Annotated in this window: 23 protein-coding genes, 1 tRNA gene and 1 riboswitch; of the genes, 12 read left to right on the top strand and 12 right to left on the bottom strand. The window is 62.2% G+C overall.

Going from position 1 to position 20,685, the window contains the following annotated elements:
• Window positions 1–141: 141 nt before the first annotated feature.
• Window positions 142–552 (top strand): tellurite resistance TerB family protein, encoded by a 411-nt coding sequence (locus ACX82Z_RS13305; protein ID WP_459589467.1) that lies wholly within the window; start codon window positions 142–144, stop codon window positions 550–552.
• Here ACX82Z_RS13305 and ACX82Z_RS13300 read toward each other — a convergent pair.
• From ACX82Z_RS13300 to ACX82Z_RS13290, 3 genes are all read right to left on the bottom strand, one after another.
• The gene (locus ACX82Z_RS13300; protein WP_459589466.1) at window positions 549–1,382 is read right to left on the bottom strand and encodes a transporter substrate-binding domain-containing protein; all 834 of its coding nucleotides are present in this window, start codon (window positions 1,380–1,382) and stop codon (window positions 549–551) included. The two genes, ACX82Z_RS13305 and ACX82Z_RS13300, sit on opposite strands and share 4 nt — an antisense overlap.
• Entirely contained in the window at window positions 1,379–2,659 is a 1,281-nt protein-coding gene (locus ACX82Z_RS13295; protein WP_459589464.1) for an ATP-binding protein, read from the bottom strand. Before ACX82Z_RS13295 ends, ACX82Z_RS13300 begins: the two co-directional genes overlap by 4 nt.
• 74 nt (window positions 2,660–2,733) lie before the next feature.
• Entirely contained in the window at window positions 2,734–4,668 is a 1,935-nt protein-coding gene (locus tag ACX82Z_RS13290; RefSeq protein WP_459589462.1) for a glycosyltransferase family 2 protein, read from the bottom strand.
• Window positions 4,669–4,966: 298 nt separating this feature from the next.
• Between ACX82Z_RS13290 and phoU the strand changes: the two genes are divergently transcribed.
• Window positions 4,967–5,689 (top strand): phosphate signaling complex protein PhoU, encoded by a 723-nt coding sequence (gene phoU / locus ACX82Z_RS13285; protein WP_459589460.1) that lies wholly within the window; start codon window positions 4,967–4,969, stop codon window positions 5,687–5,689.
• A gap of 21 nt (window positions 5,690–5,710) precedes the next feature.
• Here the strand turns inward: phoU and ACX82Z_RS13280 are convergent, their stop codons facing one another.
• Entirely contained in the window at window positions 5,711–6,208 is a 498-nt protein-coding gene (locus ACX82Z_RS13280) for a GcrA family cell cycle regulator (protein ID WP_459589458.1), read from the bottom strand.
• Window positions 6,209–6,557: 349 nt separating this feature from the next.
• Here ACX82Z_RS13280 and ACX82Z_RS13275 point away from each other — a divergent pair, with 349 nt between their 5' ends.
• The 5 genes from ACX82Z_RS13275 to ACX82Z_RS13255 all read left to right on the top strand — a co-directional run bounded on the left by ACX82Z_RS13275 (window position 6,558) and on the right by ACX82Z_RS13255 (window position 10,729).
• The gene (locus ACX82Z_RS13275; RefSeq protein WP_459589456.1) at window positions 6,558–7,763 is read left to right on the top strand and encodes an acetylornithine transaminase; all 1,206 of its coding nucleotides are present in this window, start codon (window positions 6,558–6,560) and stop codon (window positions 7,761–7,763) included.
• A gap of 11 nt (window positions 7,764–7,774) precedes the next feature.
• Window positions 7,775–8,692, top strand: a complete 918-nt coding sequence (gene argF / locus ACX82Z_RS13270; protein ID WP_459589454.1) for an ornithine carbamoyltransferase — start codon at window positions 7,775–7,777, stop codon at window positions 8,690–8,692.
• Between the two features lie 102 nt (window positions 8,693–8,794).
• On the top strand, window positions 8,795–9,784 hold the full coding sequence (locus ACX82Z_RS13265) for an Hsp33 family molecular chaperone (protein WP_459589452.1): 990 nt from the start codon (window positions 8,795–8,797) through the stop codon (window positions 9,782–9,784).
• Window positions 9,785–9,794: 10 nt separating this feature from the next.
• Window positions 9,795–10,139, top strand: a complete 345-nt coding sequence (locus ACX82Z_RS13260; RefSeq protein ID WP_459589450.1) for an MliC family protein — start codon at window positions 9,795–9,797, stop codon at window positions 10,137–10,139.
• A gap of 317 nt (window positions 10,140–10,456) precedes the next feature.
• Window positions 10,457–10,729 (top strand): hypothetical protein, encoded by a 273-nt coding sequence (locus ACX82Z_RS13255; RefSeq protein WP_459589448.1) that lies wholly within the window; start codon window positions 10,457–10,459, stop codon window positions 10,727–10,729.
• Here the strand turns inward: ACX82Z_RS13255 and apaG are convergent.
• Together apaG and ACX82Z_RS13245 are read right to left on the bottom strand one after the other, a co-directional pair.
• Window positions 10,722–11,114 carry a Co2+/Mg2+ efflux protein ApaG gene (gene apaG / locus ACX82Z_RS13250; RefSeq protein ID WP_459589446.1) on the bottom strand — a complete coding sequence of 131 codons (393 nt, stop codon included), beginning with the start codon at window positions 11,112–11,114 and terminating at the stop codon, window positions 10,722–10,724. The genes ACX82Z_RS13255 and apaG overlap by 8 nt on opposite strands.
• 89 nt (window positions 11,115–11,203) lie before the next feature.
• A complete protein-coding gene (locus ACX82Z_RS13245; RefSeq protein ID WP_459589445.1) occupies window positions 11,204–12,394 on the bottom strand; it encodes an O-succinylhomoserine sulfhydrylase in 1,191 nt (396 codons plus the stop codon).
• A gap of 59 nt (window positions 12,395–12,453) precedes the next feature.
• Window positions 12,454–12,530, bottom strand: a riboswitch (SAM riboswitch).
• A gap of 72 nt (window positions 12,531–12,602) precedes the next feature.
• Between ACX82Z_RS13245 and ACX82Z_RS13240 the strand changes: the two genes are divergently transcribed.
• From ACX82Z_RS13240 to ACX82Z_RS13230, 3 genes are read left to right on the top strand one after another with little or no spacing between them, the layout of a single operon-like run.
• Complete coding sequence (locus ACX82Z_RS13240; RefSeq protein WP_459911787.1) at window positions 12,603–13,700, top strand: 2'-deoxycytidine 5'-triphosphate deaminase; 1,098 nt, start codon at window positions 12,603–12,605, stop codon at window positions 13,698–13,700.
• Window positions 13,697–14,074: a TM2 domain-containing protein gene (locus ACX82Z_RS13235; RefSeq protein WP_459589443.1), complete on the top strand. Its 378-nt coding sequence runs from the start codon at window positions 13,697–13,699 to the stop codon at window positions 14,072–14,074. Before ACX82Z_RS13240 ends, ACX82Z_RS13235 begins: the two co-directional genes overlap by 4 nt.
• A 16-nt stretch (window positions 14,075–14,090) precedes the next feature.
• A complete protein-coding gene (locus ACX82Z_RS13230) occupies window positions 14,091–14,456 on the top strand; it encodes a TM2 domain-containing protein (protein ID WP_459589441.1) in 366 nt (121 codons plus the stop codon).
• Window positions 14,457–14,463: 7 nt separating this feature from the next.
• Here the strand turns inward: ACX82Z_RS13230 and ACX82Z_RS13225 are convergent, their stop codons facing one another.
• Entirely contained in the window at window positions 14,464–15,249 is a 786-nt protein-coding gene (locus ACX82Z_RS13225; RefSeq protein ID WP_459589439.1) for an ion transporter, read from the bottom strand.
• Window positions 15,250–15,372: 123 nt separating this feature from the next.
• On the opposite strand from ACX82Z_RS13225, the gene ACX82Z_RS13220 reads away from it, so the two are divergent.
• Window positions 15,373–15,446, top strand: a tRNA-Gly gene (locus ACX82Z_RS13220).
• A 90-nt stretch (window positions 15,447–15,536) separates the two neighbouring features.
• Here ACX82Z_RS13220 and ACX82Z_RS13215 read toward each other — a convergent pair.
• Window positions 15,537–15,671 (bottom strand): hypothetical protein, encoded by a 135-nt coding sequence (locus ACX82Z_RS13215; RefSeq protein ID WP_459589437.1) that lies wholly within the window; start codon window positions 15,669–15,671, stop codon window positions 15,537–15,539.
• A gap of 242 nt (window positions 15,672–15,913) precedes the next feature.
• Window positions 15,914–16,612, bottom strand: coding sequence for a type 1 glutamine amidotransferase (locus ACX82Z_RS13210; RefSeq protein WP_459589435.1), 699 nt, complete (start codon window positions 16,610–16,612; stop codon window positions 15,914–15,916).
• A 66-nt stretch (window positions 16,613–16,678) separates the two neighbouring features.
• Between ACX82Z_RS13210 and ACX82Z_RS13205 the strand changes: the two genes are divergently transcribed.
• Window positions 16,679–17,293, top strand: a complete 615-nt coding sequence (locus tag ACX82Z_RS13205; RefSeq protein WP_459589433.1) for a hypothetical protein — start codon at window positions 16,679–16,681, stop codon at window positions 17,291–17,293.
• On the opposite strand, the gene hisG is transcribed toward ACX82Z_RS13205, so the two are convergent.
• From hisG to hisS, 3 genes are read right to left on the bottom strand one after another with little or no spacing between them, the layout of a single operon-like run.
• Window positions 17,285–17,983 carry an ATP phosphoribosyltransferase gene (hisG, locus tag ACX82Z_RS13200; RefSeq protein ID WP_459589431.1) on the bottom strand — a complete coding sequence of 233 codons (699 nt, stop codon included), beginning with the start codon at window positions 17,981–17,983 and terminating at the stop codon, window positions 17,285–17,287. The genes ACX82Z_RS13205 and hisG overlap by 9 nt on opposite strands.
• Complete coding sequence (locus tag ACX82Z_RS13195) at window positions 17,980–19,101, bottom strand: ATP phosphoribosyltransferase regulatory subunit (protein WP_459589430.1); 1,122 nt, start codon at window positions 19,099–19,101, stop codon at window positions 17,980–17,982. The genes hisG and ACX82Z_RS13195 overlap by 4 nt, the downstream gene beginning before the upstream one ends.
• Complete coding sequence (gene hisS, locus ACX82Z_RS13190) at window positions 19,098–20,546, bottom strand: histidine--tRNA ligase (protein ID WP_459589428.1); 1,449 nt, start codon at window positions 20,544–20,546, stop codon at window positions 19,098–19,100. Before hisS ends, ACX82Z_RS13195 begins: the two co-directional genes overlap by 4 nt.
• Window positions 20,547–20,685 lie beyond the last annotated feature (139 nt).

Raw genomic sequence — 20,685 nt, 5'->3', positions numbered from 1 at the left:
TTTTGAAAAAACCCGCAAGCGAGGCGGGCGGGCATGGTCTATGCGCGCGCCTGCCGCCCGTCAATGACGCGGCGTCTTTTCATTGCGATGCCGCGTGGCTGCGCCTAACTTCCAGATGAGCAAAACTGGAGAAGCATTCAAATGGCGAAACTGTCGGTGCAGGAAGCACTCGTCTATCTGATGGTCATCATGTCCGCATCGGATCGCGACATGGGAGACGAGGAGCTGGCGCGGATCGGCGCCATCGTGCGAACTTTGCCGGTGTTTCGCGGCTTCGATCAGGCGCGCACGCTGCTTGTCGCACAGGATTGCCAGAAGGCTCTCGCGGAAGAGGGCGGGTTCCAGGCCGTTCTCGACGACATCGCCGGTGCGCTCTCGCAGCCTTTGCGCGAGACGGGCTACGCCGTTGCTGTCGATATCGCGGCCGCCGACAGCAAAATCCGTCTGGAGGAGGACCGCGTCCTCGATATCTTCAAATCGAAGCTCGCCATAGATGCACTCGCCGCCGCTTCCATCGAGCGCGCGGCGGCCATCCGGCACCGGACGGCCTAAAAGAAACTGACCGGGAAATAGCGCAGATAAAGTTCTGCGAACCGCCCGCTGGCGTCGATCTCGCGCAGCGCGGTATCGATCGCCAGGGCAAGAGCGGCATTGTCGCCGTCGACGGCGATCGTCAATCCTTGTCCGGTATATTCGGGGACGAGATAGGGGCCGCCTGCGAACGTGCAGCAGGCGTCGCCTTCCTGTGCGTCCAGCCAGAACGCCAGACGCATGCCATCCGAAAAGGCCGCGTCGATCTCACCCTCCTGCAGATTTTCAACCATCGCTTCGAAGCGGGGGAAGACGACAGGTTCCGCATCTGAAAACAGGGCGGTCAACATCGCCTCATGCGTCGAGCCGGCAACGACGCCGACGCGTTTGCCTGCGATGGACCGATAGAGCGGTTCCGGCATTGGCGAGGATCGCGCGACCATGAAACGGGCAGGAAATTTCAGATAGGGCCGCGAAAAGGCGAGGCTTTCGCGCAGTTCCGCCGTCGGCGCGAGACCGGCGATGATGGCTTCGCCTTCGCCGTTTTCGAGCGCGGGAACGAGTTCGTCCCATGGCAGCGCCTGAATCTGGCACACGGCATCGAGCGACAATTGGCGGCAGATGTCGCGCGCAAGTTCGATATGAAAGCCGACAAGTTGTCCGTTGGCATCGAGCATGTTGAAGGGCGCAAAATCCACCGTCGTCAGGAAACGCAGCCGGGGCAGGTTGGTGAGCGCGGGACGTTCGAGCCTCTCGCGCGTATCCCAAAAACCGGGAATCCGCGTGTCCTGCGCGGTTGCGGGCGCCACGGTGGCAAGAGCGGCAAGGATAAGGACGATGGCGCGGATCATGTCGTTTTGTCTTCCGCGAGCGGCAGGTGAATGGTGAATGAGGCGCCGTCGCCCGGAGTGGACCTTATGGTCAGACGGCCCTGATGCCGCGACAATATATGCTTGACGATGGCAAGGCCCAGACCCGTTCCCTTTTGTGCACGGCTGGTCTCGACGTCAACCCGGTAAAAGCGCTCGGTCAGGCGCGGAATGTGCTCGGTCGGAATGCCCGGCCCGTGGTCGCGTACCGTCAGCGCCGCATCTGCCTGATCGGTCGACAGCGATATGTCGAGACGCTTGCCGGACTGGCCGTATTTGCATGCGTTTTCGATGAGATTTTCAAGAACCTGTACGATCTCGTCGGGATTGGCGACGATCGGGACCGGCCTGTCCGGCAGGTCGAGCGCAAGCGTCATGCCGTTGTCCCTGATCAATTGGCCAAGCGAAACGGTCACCTGCCTTGCCAGATCGGCAAGGTCGACGCTTGTGTCGGCATGGGCAAGCGGCTTCATTTCGAGGCGGGACAGCGAGAGGAGATCGTCGATGAGCCGGGCCATGCGTGCCGTCTGGTTCTGCATGATTCCGAGGAACTGCTCGCGCGCCTTCGGGTCGTTTTTCGCCGGGCCGGAAAGCGTCTCGATGAAGCCCGAGATCGAGGCGAGCGGCGTTCTCAATTCGTGGCTCGCATTGGCGATGAAGTCGGCCCGCATCCGGTCGATACGCCGGGTTTCGCTCTGGTCGCGGAAGAAAAGAGCGAACCGTCCGTCACCGCCGACCATTGTGGCGCTGACCTTGAAACTGCGCTCCATCGGCACGCGTTCGGCATGTTCGATGGCTCCCGATGGCGCGCCGGCGAGCGCCGACTCGATCAGCGCCTGCATCTCGGGGCTTCTGAACCGAAGCGCGATGAGATCGCCGGGCACGAATTGTCCGAATGCCACCGAAGCGGCCCGGTTGGCCGACAGCACCACGCCGATGGCGTTGCACAAGATCAGCGGGTCGACGATCGCTTCGGACAGTTCGGCTGCGCTTGGATGGCTTTCGTCCGGTTTTGTTGCAGTCGAAGGCCTCTCGGCTGGAGGAGGCGTGATGCGCGCCGGGGCCGAGCGCGTTCCCGCAACTGCGATGACTGCAATCATCAGAACAATGCCAAGCCACGGCCGGCCGGCCAGGAGGGCGAGGATGAGGATTGCGCCGGCCGCCACTGTGAGAACGAGCGCATTGCGGGCAATGCTGACACGCCAGCGTGCCGCCAGCCGTTGAACAGATGACGGCGATGCCGAACTGCCGCTTGCCAATGAACCGCCTCGTCGAACCCGATTCCCTTGGTTCGCTATAGCATGCCTTTGTGAAATCGGAAGGCGGCCGGCGTTCAGCGCGTCAGTCTGTCGTTTGCCGGCACGAGCCGATGTTTGGGCGGATGATATGTCTTTTCCCAGTGATGCGGGCGACGAATGAGATGCCACAGAGCGCGCCATGCACCATGCGACAGAGCGAGCCAGTAAAGCGGTGTCGCAAGCGCGATCTTCCAGAACCCTTTGCGCTCGGCCGGGGCGAGCGTGCGCCGTCCAAGGAGGATGAAGGCGGCGTACCCGCCCGCGACATTGAAGATGTCGAGCATCAGAATTGCGGAATGATAGTCCGGCAGGGGCGTATCGGTTACGAGCAGGAATGCCAGCATGACGATCGCCGCGACGAAGATGACATGTGCAAGCGCGGAAACCACCATCCCCGCGAAGAGGATCTGCATCAAAATGAAATTTCCAGGTCCGAGATCGCGCAGAAGCGTGCGCGGACTGCGCATATGAACCAGCCAGCTCTGTATCCAGCCCTTGAACCATCGCGTGCGTTGCGGCAGCCATGTCGCATAATCGGCCGGGGCGTCCTCGTGGGTAGGGTGGGTGATCATCCCGATCCGATAGCCGCAGCGCGTCAGACGCAGGCCAAGATCGGCATCTTCGGTAACGTTGTACGGGTCCCATCCGCCGACCGCGTCGAGCGCCTCGCGGCGAAAGTGGTTCGAGGTCCCGCCAAGCGGGATAAGCGCCTGCCAGTTCGCCAGTTTCGGCAAGAGGCCGCGAAAAAGAGCCGCATATTCGAATGCGAAGAGGCTGGGAAGGAGCTTCGTCGAGCGTGAAATGACGAGCGGTGCCTGCAGGCAGGCAAGTTCTGGCCCGCTTTGGCTGAACCGGTCCCACGCCTCGCGCAGTTGCAGCGGGTGAGGGCGATCCTCCGCATCGTAGAGTACGACGAACTCGCCCTTGCATTGCGGAAGCGCATAGGCGAGCGCCTTCGGCTTCGTTCGCGGATTGGCAGCCGGTACGACGATCACTTCGACACATGGATGAAGGTCATGCGCGCGAAGCGCAGCGATCGTCTCCGGGTCGTCGCTCTCGCAGATCAGCTTGATTTCGAGTTTCGAGCGCGGCCAGTCCAGCTTGCCAAGCGCGATCAGAAGTTCGGGCACGATCTGCGCTTCGTTGCGCAGCGCGACGAGGACGGAATAGATGGGCAGCGTATCGGTGGCTGCACGCGGAACGCGCGCGAGGCTCAATGGTCTGGCGCTCATCGCCGCCGCGATCCGCAGGACGATGCATGCGAGAAATGCAAGGCTCCCCGTCAGGTGGAAAACAAGCGACAGCAACGCCGGGCCAAGCCAGGCGAACGCTCCTATGCCCATCGCCAGGAGGCCAGCCGCAAAGGCTTGCCACCCCGAAACGACGCGTCTGGCGCTGAAATCGGGAAAGCTGCGTGCCAGACCGTCGACGGCGATCTGCATCAAGGATGCGCGGCTGCGCGCTTGAATAGCGCGGCGCAGGGTATCTGGTGTGACGATGCGAAGACGCGCGGCGAGTTTCGGATTCCCGGCGACCATGCGCCCCGCCTCGTGTGGGCAGAGCCTTGTCGGCGCCCAGAGGATCAGAACTTCGTCGGCGCAGCAGTAGCGGATCGGCGGCAGGTCCGAGCTTCGCGACAGGGCCTCGACCCCCGCAGCTTCCCCCATGACGATGAATGCTGGATCGATCTCGGCCTGAAACCGTAGCCCGAGAAGTTCGGATAGTGCTCGGAAATAGCGATCCTGCGTAATCAGCCGGGCTGCGAACAGTTCTTCGGGGAGGCTGGTGCCGTTCGCTGTGGAGAGATCAGCGGCTTTTGCCAGATCACCGCGCGAAATATCGAGATGTCTTCCAAGGGTATGCCAGGATTCAATTGCCGGCCGGCTGTGCATGTCGCCGTCTTGCGACAACGGGTTCGGTTCGTCCTCTACCGTTTCGGTCAGCCAACCGGTGCCATGCTCTTCAAACATGACGCAGCCCGAACATGCCCTTCCAGCCGCAACGGGCGGCATCCAATATGTCCGTCATGACTGGCCCCCGCCCGCGTCTCCGGATGAATGACGGTATCCTAGAGTTGCGTGTCAAATCATGTCCAGTCTAAATATTCATGTTACTTGTTTTCGGTGTTGTCCGGTTAGGTCCTTCCATTGGCGGTCGGGACGCCGACGGATCTGAAGCCACAGTCGCATCCGACGAATAAATATGAGCGTTCTTTTTTCCGTCATGCGCGAAGGGTATTTTGAAGCAAACCGATTCTGGAGTGGTTGAATGCATTCGGCCCATATCGTGCGTGCCTATGACGAAGATCTCGCAAAACTCGGCGCCCGCATCGCGGCGATGGGCGGGCAGGCTGAACGCATGGTCGAGCAATCGGTGGCGGCGTTGGTCAATGCCGATCTGGCGCTCGCACGCCACGTGATCGAGGCCGACAAGGCTCTCGATCAGGCGCATCGCGAAATCGATGACAAGGCCGTTCAACTGATTGCACGCCGTCAGCCGATGGCGGCCGACCTGCGCGAAATCCTGAGTGCCATCAGGATCGCTGCCGATCTCGAACGCGTCGGCGATATGGGCAAGAATATCGGCAAGCGTGTCGCCGCCATTGCCGAGACGCGTCAGCCGCCCCGCCTGTTTCGCGGTCTGGAGGCGCTGTCGGACCTCGCGCTGACGCAGCTCAAGGACGTGCTCGACCTTTACGCCACGCGCTCGGTTGAGCGCGTTCCGTTTATCCGCGATCGCGACGAGCAGATCGACCAGATGTACACGTCGCTGTTCCGCGAACTTTTGACCTATATGATGGAAGATCCGCGCAACATCACGGCCTGCACGCATCTTCTGTTCTGCGCCAAGAACATCGAGCGGATCGGAGACCACGCCACCAATATCGTGGAGACGGTCTATTTCATCGTGACGGGAAGGCAGTTGCCGGTGGAGCGTCCCAAGGAGGACGCCAGCCACCATGTCATGCTGGATGCTATCGGCAATTATTAAATAGCGGCCTTCGCAATCGATTTATCGGTTGCGCCGTCTGTCCGCGACCGGCTGGTACGCAACACGCGAATGGTAGCCGCAATAGGGGCCGGCTTCGCCGACGTCGTTTCCGCAGAACGAAAATTCCTCGGCCAGCGGATCGCCGTTCGGCCATTTGCAGGTGCGCTCGGAAAGTTCGAGCAGCGCCAGATTGCGCGAGATCGGCACCACAACGCTGGTAAGGCGCGGTGCAGGCGCTGCATCTGGCTCGGCATCGAAGCGCGCCTGAAGGGCTGTCGCGCCGATCGAAGTGGTGATGGGCCGGCTCGGACGCGGTGCCTTCGGTGCGGAAGGAGCCGTTTTCTTCGCCCGCGGCGTCGTGGAAGAGGCACGCCCGCGTCCCGACAGTTTCAGGCGATGCACCTTGCCGATGACCGCATTGCGGCTGACGCCGCCGAGCTGGGTCGCGATCTGGCTGGCGCTAAGGCCCTCCGACCATAGCTTCTTGAGAAGTTCTACCCGCTCGTCGGTCCAGTTCATGGCGACATGCTCCTGCGTGATGTGCTGAATCCGAATCCATTCCCGTCCGGCAATTGCCGGTTAGGCACCGCGTTGAGCTTGGTGATTAGATCCGCCGCACGAAATCTAGTTCTTGTCTGCCCGGAAGCTACAATATGCGCTGACTCGGTGACAAGAGTCGGGCCCACCCGCTGAATCCGTTTTTTCGGTTTTCCCCAACTTGGGGGCTTTGTAGCGCCGAATATGACTTTCACATGACGTTGCGTTGCAAAGAATTGACAGCCGCCGCACGAAACCGGATAAAGCGTGTCCGAAGCCGCCCTTGAGGCGGATTTTTTGTTTCTGATCGCCACCTGACCGGAGTGACGCCATGAGCGGTTCGGCCCTTTATACCACCTATGCCCGCGCGCCGCTGAGCTTCGAGCGCGGCGAAGGCTCGTGGCTGACGACTGACAAGGGCGAGCGTTATCTGGATTTCGCTGCCGGCATCGCCGTTAATTCGCTTGGTCATTGCCATCCGCATCTCGTGGAGGCGCTGACGTCGCAGGCCCACAAATTGTGGCATGTCTCGAACCTCTATGAAATTCCCGATCAGACGCGTCTTGCCGAGCGTCTCGTGGACGCAACCTTTGCCGATAAGGTGTTCTTCGCAAATTCGGGCGCGGAAGCGCTCGAATGCGCCGTCAAGACGGCCCGGCGCTATCACTTCGCCAAAGGCCATCCCGAGCGCTATCGCATTATAACCTTCGAGGGCGCGTTCCACGGACGCACGCTCGCGACCATCGCCGCCGGTGGCCAGCCGAAATATCTGGAAGGCTTCGGCCCTAAGGTGCAAGGCTTCGATCAGGTGCCTTTCGGCGATCTCGACGCGGTGGAAAAGACGATCACCGACGAGACGGCCGCAGTTCTCATCGAACCCGTCCAGGGCGAAGGCGGCATTCGTCCGATGGAGACGGACGCGCTGAAGCGGCTGCGCGCGCTGTGCGACAAACACGGGCTTTTGCTGATCTATGACGAAGTTCAGAGCGGCATCGGACGGACCGGCAAGCTGTTCGCATATGAATGGTCGGGCGCTGCTCCCGATATCATGGCGATCGCCAAGGGCATCGGCGGCGGCTTCCCGATGGGCGCCTGCCTTGCGACGGACGAGGCCGCTTCCGGCATGAAGCCCGGCGTGCACGGCACGACCTTCGGCGGCAATCCTCTGGCGATGGCGGTCGGCAACGCGGTTCTGGACGTCGTTCTCGAAGACGGATTTTTGGACGAAGTCAGCCGCAAATCGCTCCTGCTCAAGCAGTCGCTGGCCTCTGTGGTCGACGAATATCCAGACGTGTTCGAGGCGGTTCGCGGCTCCGGCCTGATGCTCGGTCTCAAATGCCGCATGCCCAATACGGACGTGAATGCGGCGCTGCGTGAGCGCAAGTTCCTTGCGGTGCCGGCCGGCGACAACGTGATCCGTCTTCTGCCGCCGCTCACCGTCACCGACGAGGAAATCCGCCTTGCCATCGACGCGATCCGCGCTGCGGCATCGGACCTTTCCGCGAAGACTGCCGAACAGACCGGCTCGGCCGCTTGAGAAATGAGATCATGACTTCGACCTTCCGGCATTTCACAGACCTTTCCACCGTTTCGGCAGCGGATCTGCGCGCCATTTTGGACGATGCGCGTGCGCGCAAGGACCGCCTGAAATCCGGCGCGCGCGAAAAGCCGCTGGACGGCAAGGTTCTCGCGATGATTTTCGATAAACCGTCGACTCGCACGCGCGTGTCGTTCGATGTCGGCATGCGCCAGCTTGGCGGCGAAACCCTGATGCTGACGGGCACGGAAATGCAGCTCGGGCGCTCGGAGACCATTGCCGATACCGCACGCGTCCTGTCGCGCTATGTCGATGCGATCATGATGCGCACGACCGAGCATGCGCGGCTGGCCGAGATGACGGAGCACGCCAGCGTGCCTGTAATTAACGGTCTGACGGACGACACGCATCCGTGCCAGATCATGGCCGACCTGATGACGTTCGAGGAGCATCGTGGACCGGTGAAGGGTCGCCTGTTTGCCTGGACCGGTGATGGCAATAATGTCCTCCATTCGCTGGCCGAAGCCTCGGCGCGCTTCGATTTTCGCCTGAACGTCGCCGTGCCGAACGGCAGCGAGCCGGACGCGAAGTTCACGGACTGGGCGGCGAAGAACGGGGGCCGTATCGAGTTCCATGACAGCGCGGCAGCCGCCGTAACCGACGCCGACTGCGTCGTCACCGATACATGGGTGTCCATGAATCAGGAGCATCGCGCGCGCGGCCACAACGTCTTCCAGCCCTATCAGGTCAATGCCGAACTGATGGCGAAAGCGAAGCCGGACGCGCTTTTCATGCATTGCCTGCCGGCACACAGGGGCGAGGAAGTCACCGACGAGGTGATAGACGGTCCGCATTCGGTCGTCTTCGACGAGGCGGAAAACCGGCTTCACGCGCAAAAGGCGATTCTGGCCTGGTGCTTCAACGCTTGATCGGCTTTGCGGCCGCACCTATCTGGCAGACAAGCAAGAAACCCCTGAAAAATTCAGGAAGCCGTTCGCATAAAGCGGCGGCTTGAGAATAGGATTGTTTCCGTGTCAGCACCTGAGACGAAGCTCGGCGATTTCGGTTTCGCCGGAGATGATACAGTCGTTCCCTTCGAGGTCGGCCCGCTCGACGCGCGCGGCCGGGTCGTGCAGCTTGGCCCGATCCTCGATTCGATCCTCGCCCGGCATGATTATCCCGACGCTGTCGCGCGGCTCCTCGCCGAGGCGATGACGCTGACCGTGCTGTTGGGCACGTCGCTGAAATTCGACGGCAAGTTCATTCTTCAGACGCGCTCTGACGGGCCGGTCGACATGCTGGTCGCCGATTTCACAACGCCGGGCTCGCTGCGCGCCTATGCGAGTTTCGATGCCGACGCCGTCGCCGAGGCGTCTCAGGAAGGTCGTGCATCGCCTGCCGATCTTCTCGGTAAGGGCGTGCTGGCCCTCACCATCGATCAGGGCACGCACATGCAGCGCTATCAGGGCATCGTGCAGCTCGATTCGATGTCACTGGAAGACGCTGCGCGAACCTATTTCCGCCAGTCGGAGCAAATCCCGACCGAGGTTCGGTTGGCCGTCGCACGCCAGATGGTCAAGGGCGAGGACGGCTTTGAAGGCCATTGGCGCGCTGGCGGGCTACTCGCGCAGTTCCTGCCCGAATCTCCGGAGCGTCTGCGCATGCCGGACCTGCCGGGCGGCGATGGCGATGTGGACGAGATCGAGGACGTGACGGACGATGCGTGGGCCGAGGTTCAGGCGCTGGTCGGGACCGTCGAGGCGGACGAATTGTCCGACCCGACCGTCGCGCCAGAGCGCTTGCTCTACCGGCTGTTCAACGAGCACGGCGTTCGCGTCTTCGAGGGTGCCGAAGTGATCGACGATTGCTCGTGCTCGCGCGACAAGATCCAGAATATCCTCGAAGGGTTTACGCAAGAGGAGATCGCCGACAGTATCGAGGATGGAAAGATCAACGTATCGTGCGAATTCTGTTCGACGCGATATGAATTCGATCCGGCCGATTTCGTCACCAGGAATTGAGGAAACAGTCATGCGCGCCCTTGTCACAGCAATCGGTCTGACATTTTTCGTCGGTGCGGCACATGCCGTCGAAGTCACGATCGATCTGCCCGGCGAAGTGGATGAGACGACGATCGACTATGCCTGCGAGGGCGGTCAGCCGATGACCGTGCGTTACGTGAATGGCGGCGCGGCCTCGCTCGCGATCTTCGACTGGCAGGGCCAGCGCTATGTCGCGTCGGCGGCGATTTCGGGGTCTGGCGTCCGTTACGTCGCGGATCGTTTCGTGTGGTGGACGAGGGGCGAGGAGGCCACGCTTTTCGACGAATTGGCGGGCGCGGATGCGGACCCGCTTGCCAACTGCGCGGAGAATTAAGCCACATTTACGCCGTATTTGTTAACGGTTGAATTAAAGCTTCATCAAGCCGGCAGTTGCACACTGGCTCAGAATTCGGCAAGCGGGGGGCAACGCTACCGGATGAGATATGCTTATAAGACTGGCGATTATCTGGCTCGTGGTTGCGGGCTTCGCGGTGGGTTTCGCGGAACTGGTCACCTCCGACACGGTCGGTCGTGATGACCGCGCAGGCTCGCCTTGCGACGAGTGGTCGAATCCGAATTGCTCTAACGGGGCTTCGGGACCTTTCGGCAGTTAGCAAAGCCGAAACCGTCGCCATGGCAAGATGACCTGCCATGAAGCCGATCGGAACCGCGATGACCCCTCCTTCCGCCGGCCAGGAGGAAGAAATTGCGCAGGCCGTCTGCGATATCGCCGTTCTCCTGGCGCAGGCCATTCACCAACTCGACCCGGAAGCCGCGCAGCGCATGAACTTCGCTGCCGGAATGTCCTACAATCGTCATCTTGGCGAGAACCGCCCGTTAGCGGCAGACATCATGTACCGCTTCGGACGCGCACTCGTGGATCGGGAGCTTTTCCCGGTGTCAGGTGAAGGCGAGCTCAGTTGACCGAGCGGTGTATGCCAGGCAGGTCGAGCGAGAATGGCGGGATGACGACCTCGAACTCCTGACCGGTTTCGCCGCGCATCGTATAGTCGCCCTCCATGAAGCCGGACGGCGTCGTGAGCGGGCAGCCGGACGTATATTGGAAACTGTCGCCCGGTTCGAGTTCGGGCTGTTCGCCAACGACGCCAGCACCACGCACCTCTTCGAGATGGCCGGTTGCGTCGGTGATGCGCCAGTGACGCGAAACCAGCTTGACGCCGATGTCACCGCGATTGGCGATGGTGACGCGATAGGCCCAGAAATAGCGCTGCTCCTCCGGTTCCGAACGCTCTTCCAGATAGAACGGCTCGACGGTGACTTCTATGCTTTTGGTGGTTGCGCGGTACATCTGCCCTGTGCCTTTCGCCGCGATACATAGCGGCCAGCGCCGATGTTGCCACCGGCGCTGGCCCTGTTCTGGCGCGATTGTGATCTGCTTCAGATGCGCTCCAGCGCCTGATCGAGATCGGCGATGATGTCATCGGCGTCTTCAAGACCCAGCGATAGCCGCACGGTCGACGGGTGGATGCCGAGATCGGCGCGCGCGTCCTCTGTCAGGTTCTTGTGCGTGGTCGTCGTCGGGTGCGTGATCAGGCTCTTTGCGTCGCCAAGATTGTTCGAAATCCCGACGAGCTTCAGCGCATTCTGGAAACCGAACGCGCCGGCCTTGCCGCCTGTCACATCGAAACAGACCAGCGTCGAGCCGCCCTTCATCTGTCGCGCGATGATCTCGGCCTGCGGATGATCCTTCCGACCGGGATAGATCACACGCTCGATCTTCGGGTGGTTCGCCAGATGATCGGCGATGCGGGCGGCGGTCTCCGTCTGCTGCTTCACGCGGATCGGCAGCGTCTCCAGCCCCTTCAGGAGCGTCCATGCGTTGAACGGCGACAGGCTGGGTCCGGTATGGCGGAAATAATCGTGCAGATTGGCGTCGATCCATTCCTTGTCGGACAGGATGATACCGCCGAGGCACCGCCCCTGACCGTCGATATGCTTGGTCGCCGAATAGACGACGACATGCGCGCCGAGTTCCAGCGGCTTTTGCTGCAGCGGGGTCGCGAAGACATTGTCCACCACGAGCCGCGCGCCGGCAGCGTCGGCAATCTTCGCGACGGTGGCAATGTCGACCACTTCCAGCGTCGGATTGGTCGGGCTTTCGAGGAAAAACAGCTTGGTGTTCGGCCGCACGGCCTCTTCCCATGCCTTCAGGTCGCGCCCGTCGACGAGCGTGGATTCGATGCCGTATTGCGGCATCAGCTTTTCCACGATGTAGCGGCACGAGCCGAACAAGGCGCGGGCCGCGACGACATGGTCGCCCGCCTTGACCGAGCACAAAAGCGCCGCAGCGATGGCGGCCATGCCGGACGCCGTGGCGCGCGCGTCTTCCGCGCCCTCCAGCATGCACATGCGCTTTTCGAACATCTCGACGGTCGGATTGGCGTAGCGCGAATAGATGAAGCCGGGTTCCTCGCCCTTGAAGCGCGCTTCGGCGGCCTCGGCGCTGTCATAAAGGAAGCCCTGCGTCAGATAGATCGCTTCGGACGTCTCGCCGAATTGCGAGCGCATCGTTCCGCCATGGACGAGTTGAGTGGCGGGCTTCCAGTTCGTTTCGTTCGATTTCGACATCACGCTTCATCCAGACACAAAAAAACCGGTCGCGAAAAGTCGCGCCGGGTCCATGATGCCCTTGCCGGGCTACGGTCCTTTAGCGACTTGTTTTACGTGGCTGCAAGCCGACCGGCAAATCACCACGGGATAAAAGGCCGTCTACCGGCTTTCTCGCCTTGCGTCAATTCGCCAGCCGTTTAAACCTCGCTCGATTTTGACGATGGGGATGGGCGTGCGCCAGACGGGAATTTTGCCGGACAGGCAGATCAGGGAATTGTTCGACGCGGGCGCGCTTGCCTGCGACCGTGCGCTGGACGGCGACCAGATCCAGCCTGCCAGCCTCGACCTGCGGCTCGGCGCAAAAGCTTACCGTGTCCGCGCGAGCTTCCTGCCGGGCGCAGGCAGTCGCGTTTCGGACAAGCTGGAACGTCTCAAACTGCACGAATTCGACCTGACCGCCGGAGCGGTTCTGGAAACAGGGTGCGTCTACATCGTCCCGATTCTCGAGACACTGGCGCTGCCGCCCGAGGTCGCGGCTTCGGCAAATCCCAAAAGCTCGACCGGCCGGCTCGATATCTTCACGCGCGTGATGACCGACCACGGCGTCGAGTTCGACAAGATTCCTGCCGGCTACAACGGCCCGCTCTTCATCGAGATCAGCCCGCGCACCTTCCCGATCGTCGTTCGCACCGGCTCGCGCCTGTCGCAGATCCGCTTTCGCATCGGCAATGCGTTGCTGGACGGCGAGGCACTCCATGCACTCCACGAGGCCGAAACGCTGGTCGCGTCCGAAACGCCTGACATTTCGGGCGGCGGCATCGCGCTTTCCATCGACCTGACAGGCGATGCCGACGGCCTTATCGGCTATCGCGGCAAGCATCACACCTCCGTGGTCGACGTCGACAAGCGCGCGGCGCAGGACGTCTTCGATTTCTGGGAGCCGATCCACGATCGCGGCGCGAAGGAACTGATCCTCGATCCCGACGAGTTTTACATTCTCGTCAGCCGCGAGGCGGTGCATGTGCCGCCGAACCATGCTGCGGAGATGACGCCCTTCGACCCGCTGGTCGGCGAGTTTCGCGTCCACTATGCGGGGTTCTTCGATCCCGGCTTCGGCCATTCGGCCGCCGGCGGCACGGGCAGCCGCGCCGTGCTGGAAGTGCGCAGCCATGAAGTGCCGTTCATCCTCGAGCACGGCCAGACGGTCGGCCGTCTCGTCTATGAGCACATGCTTGAGAGGCCGGACGCTCTTTACGGCGCGGACCTCAAATCGAACTATCAGGCGCAGGGCCTGAAACTGTCGAAGCATTTCCGTTCGCCATGAGCGAAGCGCAGCAGTCGGAAACGCGACAGAGCGCCGGGACGCTACCGCAAGGGCCTCTTTATCGTCGCGCCTACAAATCCATCTGGCTCGCCTATCTTTTTCTTTTGGTGGCGAGCGGCGTCGGCCTGCATCGCTTTTATCTCGGCTACCGGCGCACGGCCGCTGTCCAACTGGCGCTCTTCGTTCTTGCGATGGTTTTAGCGTTCAGCGGTTTCGGGCCGGGCAATATCGCATTCTTCGCGATACTGGGTTGGGTGTTCGTCGATCTTTTCATGCTGCCTTGGCTGACGCGCTGGCGAAACGAGGCGATCGCCGCAGAAATCACGCGCAGCCTGCCGCCCGTTCGTCCAGCGGCTTCAATGTCTTCAAGCTGAAGGAGAGGCTATCGCCATGGCACGTGTTCCGACAGTCGAACGAAAAGCCGAAATGCGGTTGGACAGCCTGCCGGACAACGCGGTTTATCGGCACGCCTACAAGAAGATGTGGATCGCCTATGTCCTGCATCTCGTCGGCTTCGGGGCGTTCGGTGCCCACCGTTTCTATCTGCTTTATTACCGCTCGGCCTGCGCGCAACTTGCACTTGCCGTCGTCTATGTTTTTTCCGGCCTCGCCGTTCCTCTGGTTTCGGATGCTGCCGGCATTGTGCTGGTTGTCTGGCTGATCGTCGACCTGTTCCTCATTCCGGGCCTGACGCGGGCGCGCAACGCGACGATCGCCGCCGATATCGACGCACAGGTCGAGGAGATGCGCGGCTGAAGCTTTTTCAGCCGCGTGGGTTTCTCAATCCTCGGACTTCCTCACGCAGCGCGCGCACTTCCTGCAGGATCAAATCCTGTTCGTTCTTCATCTGAGAGCGCTCTTCGGATGCGGTCGATTCATGCTCGTCCTGCATGGCCGAGACGATGATACCGATGAACAGGTTCAGCACGGCGAAGGACGTCGTGACGATGAACGGGATGAAGTAGAGCCACGACCACGGATAGACTTCCATGACAGGCCGCACGATGCCCATCGACCAGCTTTCCAGCGTCATGATCTGGAACAGCGTATAGGCGCTCTCGCCGATCGTTCCGAACCACTCGGGAAAGGAGGCCGCGAAAAGCTTCGTCGCCATCACGGCGAAGACGTAGAAGACGAGCGCGAGCAGAAGCACGATCGACCCCATGCCCGGCAGGGCGGCGACGAGGCCGCCGACGACGCGGCGCAGCGACGGCACGACGCTGACGATGCGCAGCACGCGCAGGATGCGCAACGCCCGCAGCACCGAAAGATTTCCCGTCGCCGGCATCAGCGCGATGCCGACCACGATGAAGTCGAAGATGCGCCACGGATCGTGGAAAAAGCGTCCGCGATAGACGTAAAAACGTGCCAGCAATTCGGCGACGAACACCGCGAGCACGACCCGGTCGATCAGAAGCAAAACCGTACCGAAGCGTGACATCACCGCCTGGGATGTTTCGAGGCCGAGCGTGATCGCGTTGACGATGATCAGGATCGTGATGAATGTCTCGAACCGGCGCGATTCGATCAGCATTTTCAGGCGGGTCACTAGGGCATCCTGCGCGGTGGTGGGATCGCGTGACAAGTGGGTGAAGGATGCGCGTGCGTCAACTGCCGGTGATGCGAATCGCGCTTGACGCGACGTTCGCGCTCACCGATTAATGAGGTCGTTGCGGGTGTAGCTCAATGGTAGAGCAGCAGCTTCCCAAGCTGAATACGAGGGTTCGATTCCCTTCACCCGCTCCACCCGAACCGGCCGGAAATCGCAAAATGAATGCAGAATCGCTGCTTTGATGCCTCGATGTCAGGAAAAGTGCGCTTGCGCGACGGTGAAGACTACTCGGAGGCGATGACGCCGTAGCCATCGACGACCTGGTCGCCGGCGGCGTCGGCCGCATAGATGCCCGCACCCCAGAAGACGATACCGGAAAGCATGGAAAGGGTAATCAGGGCTGCACGCACGGCGGTCATCTCGGTTTGTCCTGCAAGTCTTCTAGAACGAGGTCCGTTACAATTCGGTTTCGATAGATGAATCCCATGCGCCAAAAATCGTTCCGCGCGAAACGCTTCGCGTGGCTTTCGATCGGGCGCATTTGAGCGGAAATCCCATCGGATGCGGCGGCTGATCTAGGCTTGAACCGAGGCGAAAGCCAGACGTCCCAAGGGTTTGCCACTGCTATTTTCGCGCCGTTGCATTTGTGCAACGCCGGCCGTCAGATCACCGAAACGAAGGCGCGCGCAAGTGTTAGCCCCGCCACGTCGGCATCCGGCCCGTAGCGCTCGGCATCGGTGCTGTGGCGTGTTTCCCAGTCGGGCTCCTGCTTAGCGATCCAGTCCGCGAACATCGTCGACCACGTCTCGACATGCGGCCGGTCGGCTTCGAAATGAAATTGCATCCCATAAGCCTTCGCGCCGACGCGATAAGCCTGATTGTGCGAAACCAGATTGCCGGCAAGGCGCGATGCGCCGCGCGGCAGCATGTAATGGTCCTCGTGCCACTGGAAGACTGGGAAGCCGTCCGGAAGCGCGCCGAGCACCGGATCGTCGCGGCCTTCCGGCGTCAGTTGCACTTGTTGCCAGCCGAATTCGTAGGCGGATTTGACCAGAACCTGCGCATCGAATGCGCGCGCCAGCAATTGCGCGCCGAGGCAGATGCCGAGCGTCGCACGGCCGCTGTCGGCGAATTCGCGCATGAAGCTGACGAGATGCGGAAGATAGGGGTGCTCGTCGTCGGCAAGTGCGCTTTGCGCGCCGCCAAGAACGATCAGCGCATCGTGCCCGTCGATCGTCTCCGGCAGCGTGTCGCCATTATATGGCATGCGCAGGTCGATGGTCGCGCCTGCTTCGTCAAGCGCGCCGCGAAGCTGCCCGAGACCGGAGCCGTCTATATTCTGGATAACGAGAACGCGCATGAGACCGCCTGACGAATTGCTCTTTCGCGGTTAGCATGCGTTCATGCGCGGTGCAAAGGAGACCGTATGACGTTGCAAAACCGCGTCGATCCGTTCGGCAACCTTCATGCGGTCGAGGCGCGCGGCCTGTTCACCGGCAATCGCGGCGTCATCCATGATCCCGAAACGAAACGCCTGACGGGCCGTCGCTGGACGACGAAAGCGTGGATCGTGTGCGTTTGCGCGTGGCAGGGAAGGCGGCGCGACGTGTGGGGCCGCAATGGGCCGAAGGGCCGTGCCAGTTGGACGGAACTGTTCTTGCCGGACGAGGTGACGGCGCTCGCCGCCGGTCATCGACCGTGTTTTTACTGCCGGAGAGCCGATGCGATTGCGTTTCGCGATGCGTTTGCAAAGGGGAACCGACTTCAAGCGGTGACCGCGCCGCAGATGGATGCGCGCCTGCATGCCGAGCGCCGATTGTCTGCCCGCACCGAACCCAGGCCGGTCTCGCTAGACGGTCTGCCCGACGGTACGGTGATCGAAGCCGGAGGCGTGGCCTTTGCGCGGCGAGATGGGCAATGGCTACACTGGTCGTTCGAAGGCTACACGCCTCAAACGCCGAAAGGAGCGACTTACCTCATCACGCCATCTGCTACGATTGCGGCCTTGCGGGCAGGTTACAGGCCGCTCTGGTCAGGCTGATGCGGCAACAGCCTTGACGATCTCGTCCACCACGGCCTGATCGCGTGCCGCGCGTTCGATCTTCGCGGAAAAAAGGCATGCTTCGGAACGCAGGATCACGCCGTCGTCGAGCACTTTCAGATGGTTCGCCTTCAGCGTCGAGCCGGTCGTCGTGATGTCGACGATAATGTCGGCCGAACCGGCCGCCGGTGCGCCCTCCGTCGCGCCGAGGCTTTCCACGATCCGGTAGACCTGAATGCCGTGGGTGCGCGAGAAGAATTGCTGCGTCAGCCGCCAGTATTTGGTGGCGATGCGCAGCCGCCGTCCGTGGCGCTGGCGAAAATCGGCGGCGACGTCCTCGAGGTCCGCCATGGTCTCGACATCGAGCCACGCATCGGGCACGGCGACGACGACGTCGGCGCGCCCAAAGCCGAGGCGGCCGGCGATCTCGGCGCAATCCGCCCAGTCGGCAATGCCTTCGCAGACGAGGTCTTCGCCGGTAACGCCAAGATCGATGCTGCCCTGTGCGAGTTCGCGTGCGATTTCCGAGGCCGACAGGAAAGCGATCTCGATATCGTCGCGCCCGGCGATGCGCGCGCGATAGCGGCGTTCGTCGGCGGGCGTTTCCACCGTGAGACCGGCCGCACCGAGCTTTTCGATCGCCGCGTCCTTGAGCCGCCCCTTGGAGGGTAAAGCGAGCGTAACGGTCATTCGGCCGGCTCCCTGAGTGCTTCGATCCGGTCGAGCCAGACGGAAAAGCCGACGCCCGGAATGGGCTGCTTTGCACCCAGAAGCGTCAAAAGCCGGTCGTAGCGCCCGCCGCCGACGAGCGGCCGGTCCGTATCTCCCGACGAAATCTCGTAGACGAGGCCGGTATAGTAATCGAGCGGCCGACCGAACGCCGCGTCGTAGCGGATTTCCGCCTCGGGAAGGCCGAGTTCCGAGATCGCGCGAGAGCGTGCGAGAAAGATGTCGAGCGCCGCGCCGAGCGAGATACCCGCATCGCCGGCGAAGTCGCGCAGTGCGTTGCCGGCCTGCCGCAGCGGCGCGCGGATGGCGAGAAACGTCTTCAACGCGTTGAGTGCGTCGTCGGCAAGGCGCACGGAGCGCAGTTCGGCCTTCTCGATCAGGCGGCGGGCGATTTCCCGCGACGTGCGTCCCGCGCTTTCCGGCAGGCCTGTCTCGGCCATGCGTGCGGCGATGTGGTCGGCAAGCCCGTCATGGTCGCCCTCGGCGACGAGCGAGGCGACGGGTTCGTCGAGCGTCACGCGCCGCGAGGGATTGGCGAGGTCGTCGAGCGCCGCGTCCAGCATATCCTTGGAGCCGAAGGCGCGGCCAAGGCGCTTTTGCCAGCCGCGCGGCAGCCCGAGCGCGGCAAGAACGGCCTCGAACACGCGCTGGTCGCCAAGCGTGACGGTCAATTCACGGTCGGGGAGAACACCTGCGATCAGCGCATGCGCGTCGGCGATCGACCGCGCGTCGGCGCGCGCGATATCGGTTTCGCCCAGATCCTCGATGCCGGCCTGGTAGAATTCGTTGCCGCCTTCGCGCCGCTGGCGGAACACTTCGCCGAGATAGGCGTAGCGACGCGGCGTGCCGGCCTTCGACGCGATGTGGTCGATGCAGACGGGAATTGTGAATTCGGGCCGCAAGCACAGCGCCGCGCCTGTCTCGCTTTCCGTCAGGAAGATGCGGCGGCGCAGATCTTCGCCCGCCATGTCGAGAAACGGATCGGCCGGTTGCAGGATGGCGACGTCGACCATGCCCGCACCGCGCGCGGAAAAGATCGCGCGGATGTCGTCTGCGATTTCAGGAATGTGGGAGGTCATCCCCGGTCCGCCGCCTGCGCGTCGAGCACCTTCTTCACCGCCGCCACCAACTCGCCTTCCTTGACGGAAAACTGCGCCGGCCGGCTTTCGCGCCATGCGTCGTTGTCGGTGATTTCGGCCGAAAGGCGCGCGCCTTCGACGAGGTCCTTGATCTGGACTTCGCCGGCCGCGCGCTCGTCGCCGCCTTGAATGACAACGCAAGGTGCGCCGCGCCGGTCGGCATATTTCATCTGCGCCTTCATGCCGGCTCCGCCGAGATACATTTCGGAGCGGATGCCCGCCGCGCGCAGGTCGGAGACCATCTTCTGGTACCGGCCGAGGCTTTCGGTGTCCTTGTCCATGACGAGGACGACGACCGGCGCGGTGACATTCGCAGCGTCGAGCTTGCCGAGGTTCTTCAGCGCGGTGACGAGGCGCGAGACGCCGATGGAAAAGCCTGTCGCCGGAACCGGCTCACCGCGAAAGCGCGAAACAAGCCCGTCATAGCGACCGCCGCCCGCGACCGAGCCGAAGCGCACGACTTGTCCCTCTTCATTGGTGACTTCGAATGTCAGTTCCGCTTCATAGACCGGGCCGGTGTAATATTCGAGCCCGCGCACGACCGACGGGTCGATCTTGATGCGACCGTCATCGTAGCCGGCAGCAGCGCATAGAGCGCGGATCTGTTCGAGTTCGGCAACGCCCTCATTATCCTCGATCTCGCCGGTTTCGATATAGGCAAGCACCTTGTCCGTCGCGGCGTCGTCCAGCCCGACGCCTTTGGTGAAGTCGCCGCTTTCATCCATGCGGCCTTTGCCGAGCAGGGCGCGCACGCCTTCGGGGCCGAACTTGTCGAGCTTGTCGATGGCGCGCAGGACGCCGAGCCGACGGCCGGCGTTCTCGTCACCGCCAAGGCCGATGGCTTCCAGCACGCCGTCGAGCACCTTGCGGTTGTTGACGCGGATGACGTAGTCGCCGCGCTTCACGCCCACAGCTTCCAGCGTGTCGGCCATCATCATCGCCATTTCGGCATCGGCGGCCACGCTCGGCGTGCCGACGATATCGGCATCGAATTGCATGAACTGGCGGAAGCGGCCGGGGCCAGGCTTTTCGTTGCGGAATACCCAGCCGGAGCGATACGAGCGATAGGGCTTCGGCACGCGTTCGAAATTCTCGGCGACGAAGCGGGCGAGCGGCGCGGTCAGGTCGTAGCGCAGCGACAGCCACTGCTCGTCGTCGTCCTGAAAGGAAAAAACGCCCTCGTTCGGCCGGTCCTGATCGGGCAGGAACTTGCCTAGCGCGTCGGTATATTCGATCAGCGGCTGCTCGACCGGATCGAAGCCGTAAAGCTCGTAGACTTCCCGGATTTTCGCCGTCATCGCGTCGACGGCGCGAATGTCGTCCGCATGGCGGTCGACGAAGCCTCGCGGGAGCCGCGCCTTCATCTTGTCCGCCTTGCTGTTCATCGTTTTATCCGCCTGCGATTGAATAAAAAAAGCGCCCGGAACGGGCGCGGCTGTCCTAACTTATCGATACCGGCGCGGCAAGGGTTAGAAGGCAGGTGGCAGGCAAACGAAAGGCGGGCCGAAGCCCGCCTTCGCATAT

It is taken from the genome of Aliihoeflea sp. PC F10.4, assembly GCF_054612275.1.
The sequence above is the reverse complement of the archived record's forward strand: the minus strand, read 5'-3'. Positions and strand labels throughout refer to the sequence as shown.

Bases quoted from the DNA above. Each gene is read 5' to 3' on its own strand.
- ACX82Z_RS13305 (WP_459589467.1), top strand. From the start codon at position 142: ATGGCGAAACTGTCGGTGCAGGAAGCACTCGTCTATCTGATGGTCATC.
- ACX82Z_RS13300 (WP_459589466.1), bottom strand. From the start codon at position 1,382: ATGATCCGCGCCATCGTCCTTATCCTTGCCGCTCTTGCCACCGTGGCG.
- ACX82Z_RS13290 (WP_459589462.1), bottom strand. From the start codon at position 4,668: ATGTTTGAAGAGCATGGCACCGGTTGGCTGACCGAAACGGTAGAGGAC.
- phoU (WP_459589460.1), top strand. From the start codon at position 4,967: ATGCATTCGGCCCATATCGTGCGTGCCTATGACGAAGATCTCGCAAAA.
- ACX82Z_RS13280 (WP_459589458.1), bottom strand. From the start codon at position 6,208: ATGAACTGGACCGACGAGCGGGTAGAACTTCTCAAGAAGCTATGGTCG.
- ACX82Z_RS13275 (WP_459589456.1), top strand. From the start codon at position 6,558: ATGAGCGGTTCGGCCCTTTATACCACCTATGCCCGCGCGCCGCTGAGC.
- argF (WP_459589454.1), top strand. From the start codon at position 7,775: ATGACTTCGACCTTCCGGCATTTCACAGACCTTTCCACCGTTTCGGCA.
- ACX82Z_RS13260 (WP_459589450.1), top strand. From the start codon at position 9,795: ATGCGCGCCCTTGTCACAGCAATCGGTCTGACATTTTTCGTCGGTGCG.
- ACX82Z_RS13255 (WP_459589448.1), top strand. From the start codon at position 10,457: ATGAAGCCGATCGGAACCGCGATGACCCCTCCTTCCGCCGGCCAGGAG.
- apaG (WP_459589446.1), bottom strand. From the start codon at position 11,114: ATGTACCGCGCAACCACCAAAAGCATAGAAGTCACCGTCGAGCCGTTC.
- ACX82Z_RS13245 (WP_459589445.1), bottom strand. From the start codon at position 12,394: ATGTCGAAATCGAACGAAACGAACTGGAAGCCCGCCACTCAACTCGTC.
- ACX82Z_RS13240 (WP_459911787.1), top strand. From the start codon at position 12,603: ATGGGCGTGCGCCAGACGGGAATTTTGCCGGACAGGCAGATCAGGGAA.
- ACX82Z_RS13235 (WP_459589443.1), top strand. From the start codon at position 13,697: ATGAGCGAAGCGCAGCAGTCGGAAACGCGACAGAGCGCCGGGACGCTA.
- ACX82Z_RS13230 (WP_459589441.1), top strand. From the start codon at position 14,091: ATGGCACGTGTTCCGACAGTCGAACGAAAAGCCGAAATGCGGTTGGAC.
- ACX82Z_RS13215 (WP_459589437.1), bottom strand. From the start codon at position 15,671: ATGACCGCCGTGCGTGCAGCCCTGATTACCCTTTCCATGCTTTCCGGT.
- ACX82Z_RS13210 (WP_459589435.1), bottom strand. From the start codon at position 16,612: ATGCGCGTTCTCGTTATCCAGAATATAGACGGCTCCGGTCTCGGGCAG.
- ACX82Z_RS13205 (WP_459589433.1), top strand. From the start codon at position 16,679: ATGACGTTGCAAAACCGCGTCGATCCGTTCGGCAACCTTCATGCGGTC.
- hisG (WP_459589431.1), bottom strand. From the start codon at position 17,983: ATGACCGTTACGCTCGCTTTACCCTCCAAGGGGCGGCTCAAGGACGCG.
- ACX82Z_RS13195 (WP_459589430.1), bottom strand. From the start codon at position 19,101: ATGACCTCCCACATTCCTGAAATCGCAGACGACATCCGCGCGATCTTT.
- hisS (WP_459589428.1), bottom strand. From the start codon at position 20,546: ATGAACAGCAAGGCGGACAAGATGAAGGCGCGGCTCCCGCGAGGCTTC.